Origin of the sequence: Heliobacterium chlorum (genome assembly GCF_014502795.1) — a bacterium.
Classification (GTDB): Bacteria; Bacillota; Desulfitobacteriia; order Heliobacteriales; family Heliobacteriaceae; genus Heliobacterium; species Heliobacterium chlorum.
Window position 1 is genome coordinate 40,939 of the sequence record NZ_JACVHF010000014.1, and the last position, 18,957, is coordinate 59,895.

Genomic DNA, 18,957 nt, shown 5'->3' on the forward strand with positions numbered 1-18,957 from the left:
ATGCATTATTATAACTCGCAATAAGTGGATTAAGTGATCGCCAAATATAGTGGATAAATATGTTAAAAATCCGGTAAACTAACTTCAAATCATATTACAAGTAAAGCAAGCGGTGAGCACTCGCAACGTTCTTGTACGGTCTTGCTTCCATGGTCTTTTCTTTCAGGATCAAACAGTAGTATCTACCGCAATGCCTACCATTATTTGTGTTTTATATGGGTTTAATTTACATGTTTAGGTTTGAGATGCAATAGTTAGGAGAGATATAGAATGAGTTCATTGGTTCTCGGTTTTCAGGAAGTGGAAAAAACACAGCTTTTGCTCGTTGGCGGAAAAGGATTAAATTTAGGGGAACTATCAAAAATTCAAGGAATACAAGTTCCAGAAGGATTTTGTGTTACAACAGTGGGATATAAAAAGGCCATCGAAAACAATGAAACGTTTCAAGCATTGTTGAATCAACTAACACGGCTAAACGTAGAGGATCGAAATCAAATTGGAGATATCAGCAGGAAGATTCGACAAATCATTATGGAAGTGGAGATTCCTTCCGATGTTGTGAACGCAGTTGCTCACCATCTCTCCCAGCTTGGCGACGAAGATGCTTATGCAGTGCGTTCTAGTGCGACGGCTGAAGATTTACCCCATGCCTCTTTTGCCGGTCAGCATGACACCTATTTAAATATCATCGGAAAAGATGCGATCTTACAGCATATCCGCAAATGTTGGGCTTCCCTATTTACGGATCGTGCGGTGATCTACCGAATGCAGAATAGATTTGATCACCGCCAAGTTTATTTATCCGTTATCGTTCAAAGGATGGTTTTCCCACGGGCTTCAGGGATTTTATTTACCGCTGATCCGGTTACTTTTAACCGGAAGTTGCTATCCATTGATGCCAGTTTCGGACTTGGTGAGGCACTGGTCTCTGGGTTAGTATCTGCCGATTGTTATAAAGTACGGGAAGAGGAAATCGTCGATAAGATGATAGCAACCAAAAAATTGGCTATCTATGGACGAAAAGCAGGCGGAACAGAGACACAGCCTATCCATTCTGAACAGCAAACGATTCAAACTCTGACTGACCAGCAAATTTTACAACTCGCACGCATAGGAAGACAGATCGAAGCTTATTTCGGGTACCCCCAAGATATCGAGTGGTGTTTGGTCGATGATACATTTTATATTGTCCAGAGTCGGTCAATCACTACTTTGTACCCCATCCCTGAAGCGAATGATCAAGAAAACCATGTCTATTTATCTGTTGGCCATCAACAAATGATGACCAACCCCTTGAAACCATTGGGAATGTCTTTAATGGAGTTAATATCTTATGGTCGCTGGTTTAAGGCTGGTGGAAGGTTGTTTGTTGATGTGGCACAAATGCTGGCTTCTCCAGACGGCAGAAAAACGTTATTAAATAACATGAGACAACTCGAACCGCTCACAAAAGACGCAATGATGACCATAATAGAGCGAGATTTTATAAAATGTTTACCAAATGATAAGAAAGAGCGAAGTTCTGGTAATAGCGATAAGGTTAACCCGCCTGCAGATCCTCAAGCACAAATCGAAAACAATCCGTCAATCGTTTTTGATTTGATCAGTAAAAGTCAAGCCTCCATAGAAGAGCTAAAACAAAACATCCAAAGGAAATCAGGAACAGATTTATTTGATTTTATTCTAGAGGATATCCAGGAATTAAAGAAGATTTTATTTGACCCACAAAGTTCAGCTGTATTTATGTCTGCCATAAACGCATCATTGTGGATTAATGAAAAAATGGATGAGTGGCTAGGTGAAAAAAACGCAGCAGACACCCTTTCTCAATCTGTACCCAACAATATTACTTCGGAAATGGGTCTGGAGTTATTGGATGTGGCAGATGTGATTCGCCCTTATCCGGAAGTAATCGATTATTTACAACGTGTAAAAGATGACAACTTTTTGGATGAACTGGTTAAGCTTAATGGTGGGAAGGAAACCCAAGACGCCATCTACGCTTATCTCGGCAAATACGGGATGCGATGTTCTGGGGAAATCGATATTACTAATAGTCGTTGGAGTGAAAAACCATCTGCTCTTGTTCCCATGATTCTCAATAACATCAAAAACTTTGAGCCGAATGCAGCCCATCGGAAATTTGAGCAAGGGCGACAGGAAGCTTTGCAAAAAGAACAAGAGTTATTAGAGAGATTGAAGCAATTACCGGATGGTGACGAAAAAGCCAAAGAAACAAAACGAAAGATCGATCTAATCCGGAATTTCATCGGTTATCGTGAATATCCGAAATACGGCATGGTTAGTCGCTACGCCCTGTATAAGCAGGCTTTACTGAAAGAAGCCGAACAACTCGTACAAGCCAACGTTATTCTGGAAAAAGAAGATATATACTATCTCACTCTGCAAGAACTTCGCGAAGTCGTACGCACAAAAAAACTGGATTACCAGATCATCAACAAACGAAAAGACGAGTACAAATTTTATGAAAAACTAACTCCCCCGCGTGTGATCACGTCTGATGGTGAAATCATTGCGGGTAAGTACAAACGAGAAAATCTCCCCGCCGATGCTATTGCAGGCCTACCTGTTTCTTCCGGAGTTATCGAGGGACGAGCACGTGTCATCTTAAACATGGAAGATGCTAATTTAGAAGATGGAGATATATTAGTCACCGCCTTTACTGACCCTAGCTGGACTCCATTGTTTGTATCCATAAAAGGTCTGGTCACCGAAGTTGGTGGATTGATGACTCATGGAGCCGTTATCGCACGTGAATATGGCTTACCGGCCGTTGTCGGAGTAGAAAATGCCACCAAGCTGATCAAAGACGGGCAACGAATTCGCGTGCATGGAACAGAGGGGTACATCGAAATCTTGTAATCGCTGAAAACGCAAACGGTGTCAGCATACGTTTGCGACGAAACTCTTTACCGATAGCGGTGGAAGAGTTTTTTTTTGCTTCCAATTAGAAGGGTGCCGTAGTAACAATAACAAATTAATCAAAGACAATAATAATTTATTGTAAAACGATAAATCGCGTGTTATTATCGATTTAACAAATAAATAAGTGAGGTGCATTTTATGAGCCGTGAAACACTCTTTTTGAAATTAGCTGTAATTCTTATGGGCTTTCCCGCTCTTGCGATGTGTATATTTTTGGTGCCTAAGATTGCGAATTTAGCGGCGAAGTTGTTGCCAGATTGGGCCTACATGAAATATCTCGTCTCCCTTGATTTGTATGCAACGGCGATACCTTTTTACTTTGCTCTGTATCAAGCTTTTAATCTACTTAGCTATATCGACAAAAACGAAGCGTTCTCGGAACTATCGGTCAAGGCTTTAAAGAATATAAAAAACTGTGCGATTGCAATCGGCAGCTTGTATGTGGCAGGCATGCCACTCTTTTATCTTATGGCGGAGGTCGACGACGCCCCGGGTATCATACTCATCGGAATGGTCATGATTTTTGCTTCGCTGGTGGTTGCGGTTTTTGCTGCTGTTCTTCAAAAGCTATTGAAAAATGCCATAGATATAAAATCTGAAATCGACTTAACGGTTTGAGGTAAAAATGATGGCAATCATAATTAATATTGATGTGATGTTGGCTAAGAGGAAAATGAGTGTTACGGAACTTTCCGAACGGGTTGGGATAACGATGGCTAATCTCTCTATACTGAAAAACGGAAAGGCAAAAGCGATTCGATTATCGACGCTAGAGGCGATTTGTAAGGCGTTAGACTGTCAACCTGGAGATATTTTAGAATACAAACGTGATGAAAACAGTTAAGGATAATATAGTCTGGCTATTCAATATTTTGGAGGATAATAAGGATTACTATGACATTTATCAGGGAAGGTATAACCATGGACATTAGCCATTCAATTATTGAAAACATTGACAACCCCCATGAACTGGAAAGGTTGTTTAGAAAAGAACCCGAAGCTTTTAAAAAGTCATTCCTACACGCTTGGGGGCAAAACCCGGAATCACAGGTTCTTGCTGTTTGGCACGAAAGATTGACTTTTAAGGAAAGGCCAAATACAGAAAAGGCTTCCTTGTTCCAGAAGGATTTTTTATCCATGGGTGTTTTCGCAGTTCTGGCCGGGATATGCACTCGGATAATTCTGCATTTCGTCGAACAGCAAGTCATAACCCCTATTAACCTTGTTTTTGGTATACTTCCCTTTATGGCCGCATATTTTGTTTACAATAATGCCCCCAAAAAAAGTTTACTTTACACCCTTTCATCCCTATTTCTAGTCTCTGGATTTTTTCTCAATATACTGCCACTGGATCATACGGATAGTATTATCCTGGCTTATCTACATCTTCCCATTTTCTTATGGGTATTATTGGGGTTTGCATTTACAGGAAATGAATATGGTAAAGGTAGCGCAAGATTAGCCTATCTTAAATTTAATGGGGAATTTTGCGTACTCTACGCCAGCATGGCCATCAGTGGAATGGTTCTAACAGCACTAACCATGCAGTTATTTCGATTTGTCGGCATGGATATATCTGAATTCTATTTCGAAAATGTCGTTTTGTTTGGTGCTGCCGCACTCGCTATTGTGGCTACTTACCTAGTATCAAGGAACCTTAAACTAGCTAAAAGTATTGCTCCATATATAGCTAAAATTTTTAGTCCTCTTGTATTAGGCACGTTGTTGGTCTATCTTATAACGGTTATTTGGGTCGAAAAAAACCCATTCTTGGACCGAGATTTCCTCATATCCTTTAACGGAATACTCCTTAGTGTATTGGCCGTCACCATATTCTCCATTACCGAAAGTGGTACAGACGAGAAAAGGAACATCTCTGATTATATTAATTTTGCCCTGATTGTTCTGGCTCTGATCATTGACAGTGTGGCTTTATCATCGATAGTGTTCAGGCTTTCTTCTTATGGGATTACGCCCAACAGACTTGCTGTCTTAGGCGTAAACATACTGATCTGGGCCAATCTAAGTTGGATTATGCTCTCCTATCTGCGGTTTCTACAAAACAAAACCGGACCTTCAACCATCCAAGACGCTGTTACTGAGTATTTGCCGGTCTATGGACTTTGGGCAGCCTTCGTAACGTTTATTTTCCCATTAATTTTTTAATCGCAAGATTCTGTGTGAACTAATAGATCGAACCCGCTACGGGTCAACTCAGCATGAACAAGGCCGGATAAAGTAAGTCACTTATCCGGCCTTGTCATGCTGATATTTTTTTTGAGTCGATTACCTGTTAAACAATTTCATTAAATTCTTTTGTGTCACATCGATCGTTTCATGCTTCACAGAGGTTGCTTCAAATCTCATCAAGGAGAAAACGATCTGTATACAGAAACTGATTCCGAAAGCGGCGAGAACGGTCCCTATACCCACGGGTCCACCGAGTAACCAACCGGTCAAAACAACAGAACCTTCAATAAGTCCACGACAGAGTCCCACGGGGAGATTGGTTTTCCGTTTTAAGGCAACCATAAGGCTATCCCTAGGACCTGCACCAAATCCCGAATGAATATAAAAGTAAGAGCCAAAGGAAATCGTAAAAAGACCTGCAATTAACACGAGCGCTCCTAAAAAAAATCCGCTGATTTGAGGAATTAGATCTAGTGACAATAATAAATCAATAAATACACCGATCAGAATCATGTTTAAAATAGTCCCTAATCCAAGCTTTTCTCCCATCAGTACCACAAGCACGCAGATAAATAGGCCTGTAAGAATCGAAACATTACCGATAGTCATACCAATAGTATTTCCCACACCCCAATGAAAGACTTCCCACGGCGCAAACCCCAGGTTAGCCTTCATGGTAATGACAACTCCTATTGCATATAAAAAGAGGCCTATTAACAGATGAATAAACCTCTTCAAATAATTATCCATACTAATATTCTCCTATAGTATCCAAAAATCGATATGTGTATTAAAAAAAGGCGTTTAGATCGTCTTGCTTAGATTATATAAAGAAAGCGGGCTCTATTTCAATAAAAGATTGAGGGTTCAAACACAATATACCGATTGAGGATATACAATATATTGGAGTGGTTTGTTAATAATATCCAAATAGCACTTTCAAAGATGAGGGATTGTTTATCGCCGCAGAAACTTGTGGACGATTCGAGTTAGAGGGGGGTGACGTTGATGGATAGCTCCAACCTGGATTGTCCAAAACAGTCTGTCAATGCGTTGGAATGGGTAGAGAAGGGCTCTTATGGTGAATCCGGTGCAAAATATGTACCCATTTTTCCGGAACATATCCTTTACAGGGCTCAGCCCAACACAATCGATAGTCATGTTCACCGGGCTTTTCAAGAACAAGAATTCCACCAGCCTGAGACCTTTGTTGCCCTGATCCCTAAGGGGAGAGTTTGTGGTTCAAACGGTTTTATCATTACACCGGACAATAAATTAATTTATGATTTATCTAACTGGTTTAATACCCCTGTCGAAGCACACCCCATATTGTTACAGACCCAATTGCCCCCGAATAAACATCTCGAAGGTTCAATCGCTGTACTCGCAACGGCCGGTTGGTGGAACTATTATCATTGGATGTTTGATGCATTACCGAGGTATGAGGTTCTTCGTCGCAGTGGCTTTAGAGCAGATAAATATATTGTCAGTTACTGTAATCTCCCTTTTCAAACAGAGACGCTGAAAATCCTTGGCATACCTAGAGAAGATATGATTGTGGCGCGTGACGAATTTCAACTTCAGGCGGACGAACTCATCGTGCCTTCATTTCCAAGCTGTCTTCGTAAAATCCCCAAATGGTCATGTCAATTTCTAAGAGATCTATTTCTTCCTCACCTAGACATGAATCAAAGAAAAAAGGATTTACGAATATATGTATCCCGTGCAAAGGCCTCATTTCGTAAATTAGAAAATGAGAGTCTTCTGGAGGAGAGACTATCATCGCTTGGTTTCGAAACAGTATATTTGGAAACACTCCCCCTGCTGGAACAAGTAAGTTTGTTTGCGAATGCTGATATCGTAATCGCTCCACACGGAGCAGGCTTAACGAATCTTGTCTTTTGTCGACCTGGCACTAAAGTGGTTGAACTGATGGGACCAAAGTATATAAATAATGTTTTCTGGGCCTTAAGTAATCAGGTGGATTTAGATTACACCTACCTGATTGGAGAAGGGGAAGAACCGCCGAGTGATATTAACCCTTGGGATTCAGGAAACTCTCGTGCTAACTTCACCATTTGCCCTCAAAAGTTTAAGACAGTATTGCAAAAAATCGGTTTGGTATAAAGGATAAATTTCTTACTGCTCTCGTATAGGTACAGGCGATGTTTTCTACTATTCGCATCCCCTATAATCAGTTCATCGTTTAGGATTCGATCTTTAGGCAGCGTCCCTGCGGGTAAAAAGCGACAAGAGTAGTATCTCTCGTCGCTTTTTTATTCTATCCGTTTGCATTCGAAAAAAACTGCTCATGGAGGTACAAGACAAAGGGATTCTGAAAATTACGTCGAATCATTATATCAAGTACTTTGTATTCTCAAAACACATGCCGAGCGGAACTATTAACTGATTCTAACAGATGAATCATGGTTCCTTATTTTGATTAGTAAAAAGGTAATATTACGCTTGGTTTTGTGATTTTTATCACGTCATACAGAGCCCTTTGTTTCCTATACTCATGTTAGAAAAGGGAAGGAGGATAGCAGAAAGTGGCTTGCCTCGACAGACATTCTATAGAAGAAGGGAGGGAAGTGATCATTGGACCTATCAAAAAAAGTCAAAGTCGGCATTCTCTCCGTAGTTATTTTGCTGGCGGCGGCCGGGGCAGCAACAGCGACCATGCATGCGGTCACCCATGATTCTTCCTTTTGCGCATCCTGTCATGTTATGCAAAACTATATGGCTTCCTGGGAACACTCCTCCCACCGTGAAGTGGCTGGGTGCAACGACTGCCATACGGATCAGCGCAATTACCTGGCCAAGACTTATTCCAAAGCGACCGCAGGTGCCCGACATGCCTTTATGAACGTCATTCAGCCGCCCGAACATTTGAAGATGGTCGAATCGAGTAAGGAAGTGGTCCAGCGAAATTGTCTGAGATGTCATGACAGCCTTGTAGAAAAAACAAGATTGGCTGAACAAGAGGCAGAGTCAGATCGCAAGTTTTGTTTTGACTGCCACCGTTCCACACCTCACGGAAGAGAACGCCCTAGCCCGCCCTAGTCTGTTCGTTACAGACCTTCAAGGTTGAATCTTACAGGATAGGAGAGAGACAAGGATGGCCAAGAAAAAGTGGATACTCGCTGGATGGATGATCCTGCTGGTCGCCTTGATGGGGATGACCGTCGTCGGTTGCGGGAAACAACCGTCATCGACGTTAGGACCCATCAATACGGGATTGGCTCCAGACGAAGTAGATATCCAGAAGTTTGCTGTGCTTTTCCCCCATCAGTATGACTCATTCATGAAAAATGCCGAGATGAGTACGGTAGGCACCAAATACGGCGGTAACCTAGAAAAAGACAGTCACCTTGAAAAGTATCCCTATTTGAAGACGCTCTTTGCCGGATATGCCTTTTCTTTGGAGTATAACGAGGATCGGGGCCACGTTTACACGATGCACGACTTGGCAACGATTAAACGAGTCACGAGCCTGCCGAACGGTAAAAAGCAAGTCGGCTCCTGTATGACTTGTAAGAGTGCCGAAGTCCCCGGCATGATTCAGAAGATGGGCTTAGACTATTATTCAACCCCTGTAGAAGAACATCTAAAAAATATGAATCATGGTATGTCGTGCTCGAACTGCCATGATCCTCAGACGATGAAACTCCGTGTTGTTCAGCCGGCCTTCATCGATGCGATGAAGCGCCGAGGTGAGGATGTAACGAAAGCGACACAGCAGCAACTTCGTACATATGTCTGTGCTCAGTGTCACGTGGAATACTATTTTAACCCTACCCGTCAGGGCGAAGTCACCTTCCCCTGGGATAAGGGCTTTACGCCCGATCAAATGGAGCAATACTACAACGAGATCGCGGCAACACAAAACAAGTTCACCCAAGACTGGAAGCACCCCCTTTCAGGAGCGCCCATGTTGAAAGCACAGCATCCGGAGTTTGAAACCTACCAAGGCTCCATTCACCAGATCAATGGCGTTTCCTGCGCAGATTGCCATATGCCCTATACGAAAGAAGGGAATCAGAAGATATCCAGCCACCAGTGGACGTCTCCCCTCAAACAGATGCAGCAATCTTGCACCGTTTGCCACCGGGAAGACGTGGACACGCTGCGCAACTACGTGATCAGCAAACAGGACTTAACCTTCGAGATGCTCAACAAGGCCGGTTCCGCGAACGAAGTTGCGGCCAAATCCATCGAGAAGGCAGTTCAAGCGGGAGCTACCGATGCGGACTTAACCGAAGCACGGAAACTCCATCGTTCTGCCCAGTGGCATTGGGATATCGTGGCGGCGGAAAACTCGATGGGCTTCCATAACACACCGCTCACCATGAATACTTTATCCAAGGCCATTGACTTGGCGAATCAGGCAACTATGGCGGCTGCCAAAGCCGGTAAGTTCAATGATATCCCTGCACCGACTCCCTATAGCGACTATATTAATGAACGGTTGAGTACACAAGGATGGCCCAAAGATAAAGGTGTAAAAATGCCACCATCCGATATGAGTTGGAAATAACCCATTAAGAATACCGACCAATATCTGTTTCCTAGGGACAGCGTAATGCTGTCTCTTTTTTTATCAACCGAACAGACGAATCGTCGGGGCAAAAATAAAAAAATGGCAAGGAATGATACCTTGCTATCTCTTGAGGATGCTATTTGCTTACCCATGGATCGTCTGGGCAACTGCCTGTGTAATCTTGGATGGATCGTGGGTATTTTTGGACGCCTCGACAATCACCCGATAAATCTCCATGGCAGAATCAGCAAATGCGTTCGGCACATTGTCTCTTCCACGACCATTATGGTCCGCCCATACTACTGTGGCAAAACCGTCAACACCGATCGGGTTCTTCGCCGCCCCTAGGATGATCTCTGCAATTTTACCAGCCTTTTTGGCGGTATGTGCAGCCATGTGGTAGCGGGCAGCAAATCGAGCAGACGCAACCCAATCCTGTGGGAGCCCGTATTTTTCCCCGAGAGCGGGAATCATTTTAGCCCCTTCGTTTTCGTGGCCGATATGGCGGGGCCACAAGGAAGGATCAGTGACCCCCTTGCCAATATCATGAAGCAATGCAGCACAGAGCACTCGAGGTTCGCGAGTACGCTCGGCCGCCTTTCCAAGCACCAATGCGCTATGAATCCCGGCACACCCTTCCGGGTGATATTGTTCTGGCTGTCTCACACCAAAAAGGCGGTTAAGTTCAGGAAAGACTTTGGCCAATTCCCCGGATTGGTGAGCGTCGATCAGAGCCGCTGCCGGAGCATCGCTCGAAAAGATATGTTTTAAAAAGTCAACGGTATTCATTTTAGATATCCTTTCTCTCAAGATGAGATGACACCAATTTATATTTACTGCGGAATAGGAAAAGTTTTTTGCCCTTTTTTGATTGAGTCTGTTATAGCTTTCCCAGTTATTAAGTCCCTCATTTCACTATTATACGGGATGTACGAACTCTTTTCGTATTGGATGTTATTTTTAGATCAATAATTTAAGGAGATGGGCGGCCCACCGCTAAGGGGCTTGGAAAAATATATTTGAGCACTAAGGTCACCGAATAATATTGGAACGAAAACAGAATGTTAGATATAGGTGAAGCTAAGTGCTTTAGCCCTGTTAGGGTTTCGCTTTTTCGGCAAGACTAGTTAACAGTTTCGCATAATTGGGGGAGTTCAATCATGAAAAGTCCCGATAGAGAAGAGAGAGTCCGTACATATATCGCTCAGCTTTCTTCGGAATATGGCTTTGCATGGTCAGAGGAAGAACTGAAGGACCGTAGCCAGCGGATTATATCGGTGCTTGAAAATGAAAAAGAGCGAATTCGGGAAGAATTACTATCGGAAAAGCCGACACTGGGAGATAAAGAGGATGAGTTGGAAGCAGCCTTAGAAGAGATGGTCCAGGCCAAGGAGCAGGAGGGCATCCGATTCTATTTGGAAGGAGTGTTGTTCCGGCAGATGTTAGAGTCCCATAGAAAAAATTCCCCGGACACCACGATTCAGAAGACGATGGAGTATGTCTTTGACTCGCGGGGGAATGTTCGGATTTGTGAGGACCGTGTGCGTGTCGGGATGATTCGGCACTTGTTGAAGCTGAAGATGGCTTCTACGGGAGTGTTTTTGAACGTTAGCCAAATCGAAGACTCGGCAAACATACTCGCTAACGAAGAGCAATTACACATTAAGAACATCGTAGAGAAGGTCGTTACAGAGTTGCCATCAGCCCACTTTCGGTACAGTGATTTACTCGAACATATCGAAGACCAAATGTCATTTTTACGGGAAAAGAATATCGATGAGTATTTAGCGGGAGTTCGGGAGCGCAGGCAACAAGAAGGTAGGACCTATCATTCCCCACACCCAGCATTACCGCAGCAATTGCAGGGGAACGTATACATGTTTCCAATGCAAAAATAATCGCGTAAAACATTAATCAATAAAAGATCAAAGCGAAGAGGGATGACTGCATTAGATATTGCGGCGTCCCTCTTTTTTATTGCGATTCACTAAGAAGAATAAAATATAAAATGCGGATATAAGTGTAGCAGGATTTAGACCGGAGCAGCGGAATAAGGATAGTAACGAAAACTATCTATAAAAAAGAATATCTTGGCACTCATCCATTATTTCCCTTACCTATTGTCCCGAAAAAAAGCAGCCCTACGAGGGGGAGCGGGCATGAGTATAGTATCCAAAACAAAAACCTTAAGGCAGCTTACTTTTCCCGAACTAATGCTGCTCTTTGCGTTGACGATCCTAGGGCTTCTCGGAAACTATTTTAGTTTAAACCTCTTTTTCGGTGTGGACTTTCTCTTTGGCAGCATCGCCACGATGGTTGTGCTGAGGTTATATGGCTTGGAATACGGGTTGGCTGCCTCAGCTATCGCAGCCAGCTACACCCTTTGGCTTTGGAACCACCCCTACGCGGCGATCATTATCCTGTTGGAAACATTGCTCGTAGGTATTTCCATTCGACGTCGGAACCACAGCCTCATCGAGGTTACCACCGTTTATTGGCTGGTTATAGGCATGCCCTTGGTCTGGATTTTCTACCACGGGATCATGGATGTAGACCCCATATCGACCCTGTTGATTATGTTAAAACAAGGAACTAACGGCATATTCAACGTGGTAATTGCCAGCTTGCTGATCATGTACTTTCCCTTTCACCGGTTAGGTTTGCCGGTAACAACCTATAGACAAATCCCCTTAGCGCAGTCCTGGGCGATTTCACTGACCGCCTTCGTCCTTATTCCCTCAATATTAATGATGACCATATACAGCCGGGACGAATTCAACAAAATCGAAGATGAAATCGAAAACCAGTTAACCAATGTGACCAATAATACGACCAAAAGGCTGGACATACGCTATCAGGAAGCCCTTCATTCGCTATCGGAAATCGCTCGTATCGGTGCCGAGACAGATATGAAACCGGTACGCAAAGTCCGCGATGCTTTAGAATTAATGCAAACGCTGCGAATGGATGTTATATCTGTTTATCTGTTTGATTTGAACAACAGGAAAATAGATGCCTGGGAATCACCGCAAGAATCGGTGCCCCACCGAGTGGAACAAGCGCCGGTAGGAGTTTCGCGGTACCCGGTGAATACAACGGAAGAATATGTCAGCGATGTAATGATTCCCGGTGTTGATATGGCTGTCCCTGTGATAAAAGAAAACCATACCATTGGGACGGCTGTTGGGCGGATCAATCTAGACTTTTTAAAACAAAACCTGTTTACCTCCCTCACAGGTTCGTATGACCATGTTCAGATTACCTTATTAGACCCGCAAAAACGGGTATTGGCGAGTACCCGAAAAGACCTTTCCTTCTTACAGATTTATCAGTACGACCAAGAAGGGATCGCAGAGCCCTGGAAAGAGGGCATGTGGCGAAGGGCTCCAAAAGATCAAAATGTCCCACCTGTGAGCATTTGGCGGGACTCGGTCTATCTCCGAGATAGCACCGTTAGCCCACAGTTACCGTGGAAGATCGTTGTGGAAATCTCGGTGGCTCCGTTTCAAGAACGTTTGATGAAAAGCTATATTCGTAACTTCATCACCATGCTGATCTTCACCTTTGGGGCCTTAGCCATCGGAACATGGTATAGCCGGAAAATGACCCATCCCGTGGTGCAATTGGCCGGGGTCACCCGGGGTCTTCCCGATAAAATAATGTTCCAACAATCGACGGAGTGGCCGAACAGCCAAATTGAAGAATTAAACGAATTGATCTCCAATTATCAAGGCATGGCCCAAGCGCTACAGGAGAAGTTTCTGGAAATCAAAAGGGTCAACGAAACCTTGGAAGAGAAGGTCGAAGAGCGGACCAGTGAATTGGCGGAAGCGAACCGAGTGTTTCGGCAGGAGAAAGATTTTATTACCACTGTGTTGGATACTTCCGGAGCGCTTGTCCTCGTGACAGAACGACAGGGTCGGATCGTCCGGTTTAGCCGGGCCTGTGAGGAGGTATCGGGATATACCTTTGCAGAGGTTCAAGGGCGACCATTCTGGGACTTTTTGTTACAGTCTGAAACAGCGTCCCTGCTGAAAGAGGCCTTTGCCGATCCGAATTCAGAGCGATTCCTCCGCAAAAATCAGAATCAGTGGATCACGAAAGACGGTAGATTGCGGATGATCGCCTGGTCGAATGCGCCGCTCTACGATAGCCTGGGCCAAGTGAGGTATATAGTTTCCACTGGTATCGACGTGACCGAACAGAACGAAGCAGAAGAACAACGGTTACGTCTAGCGGATGAGTTTAAAAAGACGATACAGATGCTGCCGAACATCGTTTTCAAAGCGGTCCGACAACAAGACGGCCATTTTTATCTCACCTTTAACGAGGGAGCCATGGCCGAAAAATTTGGACTGACGACTGAAGTGGTGAAAGGAAAGCCTGTCGAGGAGGTTCACCCGCCCGAATTTTCTCATGTGGCTCTGCCGTCTTTAGAGCGAGTCTATCAAGGGGAAATTACCGAGTTCATCACCACCCTTGGTAGGCAGGTTTTCTACAACTATGCAAAGCCTTTTTATGAAGAGGAACGTCCTGAACCGGTCGGTGTCGTTGGATTTGTGTCAGATATTACGGAACTCAAAAAGACCGAAGCGGAATTGGTCAAGCAAAAGGGTCTCCTAAACATGCTGCATAATGCGGCCTCCCGTTTTGTCGAATCGGTTCAGCCGAAGCAAATTTTTGAATATATGCTCTCTGAATTGTTGCAACTCACCGGCAGCCGGATGGGCTATCTCGCCGAATTGGTCATGGATGAGCAAGGGAATCATCTGCTGCAAAACCACGCCATCTTCAATATGACCGATGATAGAGAGAAGTCGCGTTCATATGATATAAATGATGTCCGGGCGTTGGAGGTTCGGAAGTTAGACAGCTTGTTCGGAAGGGTTATCGAGCGCAGAAGCCCCTTGCTGATCAATCGGAAGGATGAATCCGTCCATGTTCCGATGCCTGTCGGACACCCTGCCATCGAAACATTGGTAAGCATCCCCGTATATTATGGAGATGAAGTGGTCGGTTGTTATGGCGTGGCCAATTGCCCCGATGGTTATGATGATGCCGTTGTAGAGTTTTTACAACCCTTTACATCTACTTGTGGCATTATGATCAACGCCTTGCGTTCCAATCGGGAGCGGGCCGAGGTTCAGAAAGAACTCATTCGGGCGAAACAGGCCGCAGAAAAAGCCAATCAAGCGAAAAGTGACTTTTTAGCGGTGATGAGTCATGAAATCCGTACTCCGATGAACGGAATCATCGGAATGACAGAATTACTGCTCGAATCTCCATTAGACGAAGAGCAACGAGAATACGCCCAAATCGTTCACGAGTCGGCCGAACTCCTGTTGACCGTCATCAACGATATCCTCGACTTTTCGAAAATTGAAGCCGAAAAGATGGAGTTGGAATCAGTCCCCCTTCAAATTCAGTCCATTGTCACCGGGGTGGCAAAATTACTGCAAAGTAAAGCCCAGGAAAAAAGGATTCAATTGACAGCTTCTGTAGACGAGCAAATCGGCAGACCGCTGCTGGGAGACCCCTTGCGACTGAAGCAAATCTTACTTAATCTCGTCAGCAATGCTGTTAAATTCACTGAACAGGGAGAAGTGACCGTTTCAGCGAGAACACTGTCCCAGGCAAATAACGCTGTCAAGATTCGCTTCGAAATCAAAGATACGGGAATCGGAATTGCCAAGGAACTGCAAGAGCGCCTTTTTGAACCTTTCACCCAGGTCGATGGTTCCACCTCTCGCAAGTACGGCGGAACGGGATTGGGACTGGTGATTTCTAAACGGCTCGTCCGGATGATGGGTGGAGACATGGGCTTTCAGAGCGAATTGGGGCAAGGAACGCGATTCTGGTTCGACATCGCCTTCCCCTACGCCGAAGAAGCAGCGGAGCCCTTTGCCTTTACTACTGATGGAGTGGTTATGGCGGAGAGTCGCTCCCCTATAGATGAAGAAGGAACTTCATCACGACCACGAATGCAGGTAGATCTGCCGATACTCCTCGTCGAAGATAACCCGGTCAACCGGAAGCTGGCGACAATTCAACTAACGAAGCTCGGGCTGAATGTTTATCCCGTCAACACCGGGCTGGAAGCGATCGAGGCGGTGTCGCGGAACGATTTTGCCCTCATCTTGATGGACTGCCAGATGCCGGGTATGGACGGGTTTATGACCACAGAAATGATCCGGGAAGAAGAAAAAGGTTCCGGCAAACACATCCCCATTATCGCCATGACGGCGATGGTGATGCAGGGAGACCGCGAGAAATGTTTGCGTGCAGGGATGGACGACTATATCAGTAAACCGGTAGAAGCGAAAGAGTTGGCGAAGATCTTGGAGCGGTGGTTGAGACGAGGTATGAAGCAGGGGGCATCGAAAAATGATCAAGAGCCGAGGACAGAGGCGATGAAATCACCGGAAGAACGGGCAGCGACCAGATTGGACCAAAGGGAAACGAAGATAGTATTGAACGTTCTCGATGGGGAGGTTTTAGCGAGCCTTCGAGAACTTGCCAGTGAGAGTGAACCGGACTTCTTGAAAAATATCCTCGAATTGTTCAGGGAAGAGTCATCCCTTCTGGCGAAACAATTGAGCGATGGACTCGCTCAGACACGTTTTAACGAGATCTCAGCGGCGGCCCACGCATTAAAGTCGAGCAGTGCAAATATTGGAGCCTTAGGATTATCACAACTAAGTGCTCAGTTAGAAAATGCGGCTAAAGCGGCAGAGGTGACTCTGGCGAAGGAGTGCTATCTAAAATGGCAGTCCGAGTATCAACAAGTACTTCACGAATTGGATATGGTACAGCAAAAGGAGGAACCGGAGAAAATTTAACCCCCCTTGCCAGGATAGGGCCGTCAATGGACGGCCTTTTTTGTCGACCCGATTTCCGAAAAATTGTAACAAAACTCAAAAAATTGTCGAAAAGACGGTTGTTTGAAGGTAAAATAACCATTATGCTAAGAGTAGAAAAAGGAAGTGAAAAAGATGGATTCCATTATCCGCGAATATATCCTTTATTACCTGGGCTATCTCATTTTTGATGCTGCGGTCATGTTTGTTACCGGACTGACCGTGTTGAGCGAACCGATCAATTTCGGCAGACTTCCGATATACGCTCTACTGACGGGGCTGGTTGTTGCGTTATCCCGATGGTATTTGGACCCGTTCGGCTTTGGCCTTCATATTTTCGCGACCGCTGCAGGCTCTACAGTCATTGCCAATCGAGTATTTCCCATGAGTATTCGCACCGCTTTCCTATCTACCCTGTTGGGTTTGTCTGTTCTTTCGGCAACAGAGTATTTGTGTTATCCCTTCTTCATACGCTTTTGGCAGGACCCGAATTATGTGGAAAACATATATACCGATATCGTCTCCGGATGGGCCATCATTCTCTTACTGATTCTGTTTAATATTGGAGTGCATTATGCAAGAAAAAATCAAGGAAATTGAACATTCTAAAGATGAAATAAAAAAATTAATGCAAAATACCATTGGAGCCATCGCAGTCATGCTGTTTATGGTCATTTTTATCTTTGGATTTGATAAAGATTCAGGCATCATTCTAAATGAGGGTCTGTCACGATTACATTTATCTAAATATGGGGCCTACATTATTTTAATTTTGCTGTTATTTGTGCTTTATTTTTTAGATAAGATCAAAAAAATCCAGGAAGTCCTGATGGAGGCGATCGAAACCTCCCGGCAATTGGAAAGTGCCCACAAAATCGTAGAGATGTACCGGATCAACCAGCATGAATTTCTCAACCAACTCCAAGTGATTTCCGGCTTCATTCAACTGAAAAAACCGGAAATGGCCCTCGATTATATTAAGGGATATAATATTCGCTTTCGGAACAACCTGAACGTATCCCATTTGGCACGTATGGATGTGGCGGCTATCTTAATCACCAAAATGACCAGCGAATTAGGCGAAACAATCGACTTTAAAATCAGCATTCATGATGATTTAAAGCATTTGGCCTTTACCCCGTCAGAGACGGTTACCGTTCTAGGGAATCTGTTGCAAAACGCCATGGAGGAGGTACATAAGTTTTCCGAGACAGAGCGCAAAATTGAGATCGATTTTTTTGCAAAGGAAAAAGGCTCCGGTTTCACGGTCAGTAATAGGGGAAAAATCCCCGAGGAAATCCTGGCGAAAATTTTTGAACAGGGTTTTACCACAAAAGACGGAAAGAATTCTGGAGTGGGCCTGTTTTTGGTTTCAAAAACAGTGCAGAAACGCAAAGGTTCACTTCGAGTCTGGAATGGGGACGATCAGGTACACTTTCAAGTCTGGATCCCGGATCCGCCGGGTGAGTCGTAAGCCCAACAACCTAACATTTCCACAAACCTTCTTCGGCAGAGTTCATAGGTTAGAGTGAACAAATTCTGCGACGGGGAAGGTGTTTTTATGCCCAAAAAACCGCTTTGGTCTCCCACGACAGCCTGGCCGACAGGTCTGCGAAACGACAAACCCCGTAACCAAGGAGTCACTATGGTTTTTGACAAGGGAATCGGCCTTGTGGCTTTTCACGACCTTTTGGAGATGGCCGGTGATTACATCGATTTCATCAAGTTAGGTTTTGGTTCTTCCGCACTGTACCGGCCGGAAATTCTTGAGCAAAAAGTCGATCTAGCTCGGCGCTACGGGGTGGAAGTTTATGTGGGCGGAACGCTGGGAGAAATCGCCTACTGGCAGCAGGATTATGACGAGTTTCTTCGAGGGCTCCATGGCTATGGGATTGGCTGGGTAGAGATTTCTGACGGGACGATCGACCTTTCCCTTCGCGAACGTCGGCAATTGATTCGGCGTGCTCTCAACGAAGGATTTCGCGTCATCACCGAGGTCGGGAAAAAGGATCCCACTCAGAATCTGGCCTTGAGCCAGTTGATCCAGCAGGTATTGGATGATCTTTCTCTCGGTGCTTCCTATGTAATTATTGAGGGGAGGGAATCCGGTAAAGATGTCAGTCTTTTTGACTCTAAGGGTGGCGTCAAAGAGGACGACTTGGAGATTGTGGCGGGGGCATTGGCTTCTACCGATGTTCTCATATGGGAAGCGCCGATGAAAGAACAACAGCAGATTTTGATTCAACGTTTCGGTCCCAATGTCAATCTGGGTAACATTCCCGTTACGGAAGTGATCGCTCTGGAATCCCTTCGCCGTGGGTTACGCTCCGATACGCTTCGCCCTGCCATCGAGAGCAGTTCGGTGGAGACCGCCGATAATCGAGTAGGCTGACACGGTTGACTTGACAACCGGAGGGAAAGACG

General features: G+C 44.8%; 14 protein-coding genes. 12 read left to right on the forward strand and 2 right to left on the reverse strand.

Annotated elements, in window-relative coordinates; genetic code table 11:
• Window positions 1-270: 270 nt before the first annotated feature.
• The 4 genes from ppsA to H1S01_RS13110 all read left to right on the forward strand — a co-directional run bounded on the left by ppsA (window position 271) and on the right by H1S01_RS13110 (window position 5,112).
• The gene (gene ppsA / locus H1S01_RS13095; protein WP_188040900.1) at window positions 271-2,883 is read left to right on the forward strand and encodes a phosphoenolpyruvate synthase; all 2,613 of its coding nucleotides are present in this window, start codon (window positions 271-273) and stop codon (window positions 2,881-2,883) included.
• A gap of 201 nt (window positions 2,884-3,084) precedes the next feature.
• Entirely contained in the window at window positions 3,085-3,564 is a 480-nt protein-coding gene (locus H1S01_RS13100) for a DUF2975 domain-containing protein (RefSeq protein WP_188040901.1), read from the forward strand.
• A gap of 10 nt (window positions 3,565-3,574) precedes the next feature.
• Window positions 3,575-3,790 carry a helix-turn-helix domain-containing protein gene (locus H1S01_RS13105; RefSeq protein ID WP_188040902.1) on the forward strand — a complete coding sequence of 72 codons (216 nt, stop codon included), beginning with the start codon at window positions 3,575-3,577 and terminating at the stop codon, window positions 3,788-3,790.
• Between the two features lie 77 nt (window positions 3,791-3,867).
• Entirely contained in the window at window positions 3,868-5,112 is a 1,245-nt protein-coding gene (locus H1S01_RS13110; protein ID WP_188040903.1) for a DUF4153 domain-containing protein, read from the forward strand.
• A 120-nt stretch (window positions 5,113-5,232) separates the two neighbouring features.
• Here H1S01_RS13110 and H1S01_RS13115 read toward each other — a convergent pair whose 3' ends face one another.
• Entirely contained in the window at window positions 5,233-5,886 is a 654-nt protein-coding gene (locus H1S01_RS13115) for a YczE/YyaS/YitT family protein (protein ID WP_188040904.1), read from the reverse strand.
• Between the two features lie 258 nt (window positions 5,887-6,144).
• Here H1S01_RS13115 and H1S01_RS13120 point away from each other — a divergent pair, with 258 nt between their 5' ends.
• The 3 genes from H1S01_RS13120 to H1S01_RS13130 all read left to right on the forward strand — a co-directional run bounded on the left by H1S01_RS13120 (window position 6,145) and on the right by H1S01_RS13130 (window position 9,673).
• Window positions 6,145-7,263 carry a glycosyltransferase family 61 protein gene (locus tag H1S01_RS13120; protein ID WP_243237322.1) on the forward strand — a complete coding sequence of 373 codons (1,119 nt, stop codon included), beginning with the start codon at window positions 6,145-6,147 and terminating at the stop codon, window positions 7,261-7,263.
• 471 nt (window positions 7,264-7,734) lie between these two features.
• Entirely contained in the window at window positions 7,735-8,199 is a 465-nt protein-coding gene (locus tag H1S01_RS13125) for a NapC/NirT family cytochrome c (RefSeq protein WP_188040906.1), read from the forward strand.
• Between the two features lie 55 nt (window positions 8,200-8,254).
• Entirely contained in the window at window positions 8,255-9,673 is a 1,419-nt protein-coding gene (locus H1S01_RS13130) for an ammonia-forming cytochrome c nitrite reductase subunit c552 (RefSeq protein WP_188040907.1), read from the forward strand.
• Between the two features lie 147 nt (window positions 9,674-9,820).
• On the opposite strand, the gene H1S01_RS13135 is transcribed toward H1S01_RS13130, so the two are convergent.
• Entirely contained in the window at window positions 9,821-10,465 is a 645-nt protein-coding gene (locus tag H1S01_RS13135; RefSeq protein WP_188040908.1) for an HD domain-containing protein, read from the reverse strand.
• 371 nt (window positions 10,466-10,836) lie between these two features.
• On the opposite strand from H1S01_RS13135, the gene H1S01_RS13140 reads away from it, so the two are divergent.
• The 5 genes from H1S01_RS13140 (at window position 10,837) to comA (ending at window position 18,925) form a co-directional block, all read left to right on the forward strand.
• Window positions 10,837-11,574: a hypothetical protein gene (locus H1S01_RS13140; protein WP_188040909.1), complete on the forward strand. Its 738-nt coding sequence runs from the start codon at window positions 10,837-10,839 to the stop codon at window positions 11,572-11,574.
• A 261-nt stretch (window positions 11,575-11,835) separates the two neighbouring features.
• The gene (locus H1S01_RS13145) at window positions 11,836-16,515 is read left to right on the forward strand and encodes an ATP-binding protein (RefSeq protein ID WP_188040910.1); all 4,680 of its coding nucleotides are present in this window, start codon (window positions 11,836-11,838) and stop codon (window positions 16,513-16,515) included.
• Window positions 16,516-16,668: 153 nt separating this feature from the next.
• Entirely contained in the window at window positions 16,669-17,133 is a 465-nt protein-coding gene (locus H1S01_RS13150) for a hypothetical protein (protein ID WP_188040911.1), read from the forward strand.
• Window positions 17,108-18,007 (forward strand): sensor histidine kinase, encoded by a 900-nt coding sequence (locus tag H1S01_RS13155; RefSeq protein WP_188040912.1) that lies wholly within the window; start codon window positions 17,108-17,110, stop codon window positions 18,005-18,007. The genes H1S01_RS13150 and H1S01_RS13155 overlap by 26 nt, the downstream gene beginning before the upstream one ends.
• Window positions 18,008-18,094: 87 nt before the next feature.
• Window positions 18,095-18,925 (forward strand): phosphosulfolactate synthase, encoded by an 831-nt coding sequence (gene comA, locus H1S01_RS13160; protein WP_188040913.1) that lies wholly within the window; start codon window positions 18,095-18,097, stop codon window positions 18,923-18,925.
• Window positions 18,926-18,957: the final 32 nt, after the last annotated feature.

Coding starts and splice junctions, on each gene's coding strand:
- ppsA (WP_188040900.1), top strand. CDS start 271: ATGAGTTCATTGGTTCTCGGTTTTCAGGAAGTGGAAAAAACACAGCTT.
- H1S01_RS13100 (WP_188040901.1), top strand. CDS start 3,085: ATGAGCCGTGAAACACTCTTTTTGAAATTAGCTGTAATTCTTATGGGC.
- H1S01_RS13105 (WP_188040902.1), top strand. CDS start 3,575: ATGGCAATCATAATTAATATTGATGTGATGTTGGCTAAGAGGAAAATG.
- H1S01_RS13110 (WP_188040903.1), top strand. CDS start 3,868: ATGGACATTAGCCATTCAATTATTGAAAACATTGACAACCCCCATGAA.
- H1S01_RS13115 (WP_188040904.1), bottom strand. CDS start 5,886: ATGGATAATTATTTGAAGAGGTTTATTCATCTGTTAATAGGCCTCTTT.
- H1S01_RS13120 (WP_243237322.1), top strand. CDS start 6,145: ATGGATAGCTCCAACCTGGATTGTCCAAAACAGTCTGTCAATGCGTTG.
- H1S01_RS13130 (WP_188040907.1), top strand. CDS start 8,255: ATGGCCAAGAAAAAGTGGATACTCGCTGGATGGATGATCCTGCTGGTC.
- H1S01_RS13135 (WP_188040908.1), bottom strand. CDS start 10,465: ATGAATACCGTTGACTTTTTAAAACATATCTTTTCGAGCGATGCTCCG.
- H1S01_RS13140 (WP_188040909.1), top strand. CDS start 10,837: ATGAAAAGTCCCGATAGAGAAGAGAGAGTCCGTACATATATCGCTCAG.
- H1S01_RS13145 (WP_188040910.1), top strand. CDS start 11,836: ATGAGTATAGTATCCAAAACAAAAACCTTAAGGCAGCTTACTTTTCCC.
- H1S01_RS13150 (WP_188040911.1), top strand. CDS start 16,669: ATGGATTCCATTATCCGCGAATATATCCTTTATTACCTGGGCTATCTC.
- H1S01_RS13155 (WP_188040912.1), top strand. CDS start 17,108: ATGCAAGAAAAAATCAAGGAAATTGAACATTCTAAAGATGAAATAAAA.
- comA (WP_188040913.1), top strand. CDS start 18,095: ATGCCCAAAAAACCGCTTTGGTCTCCCACGACAGCCTGGCCGACAGGT.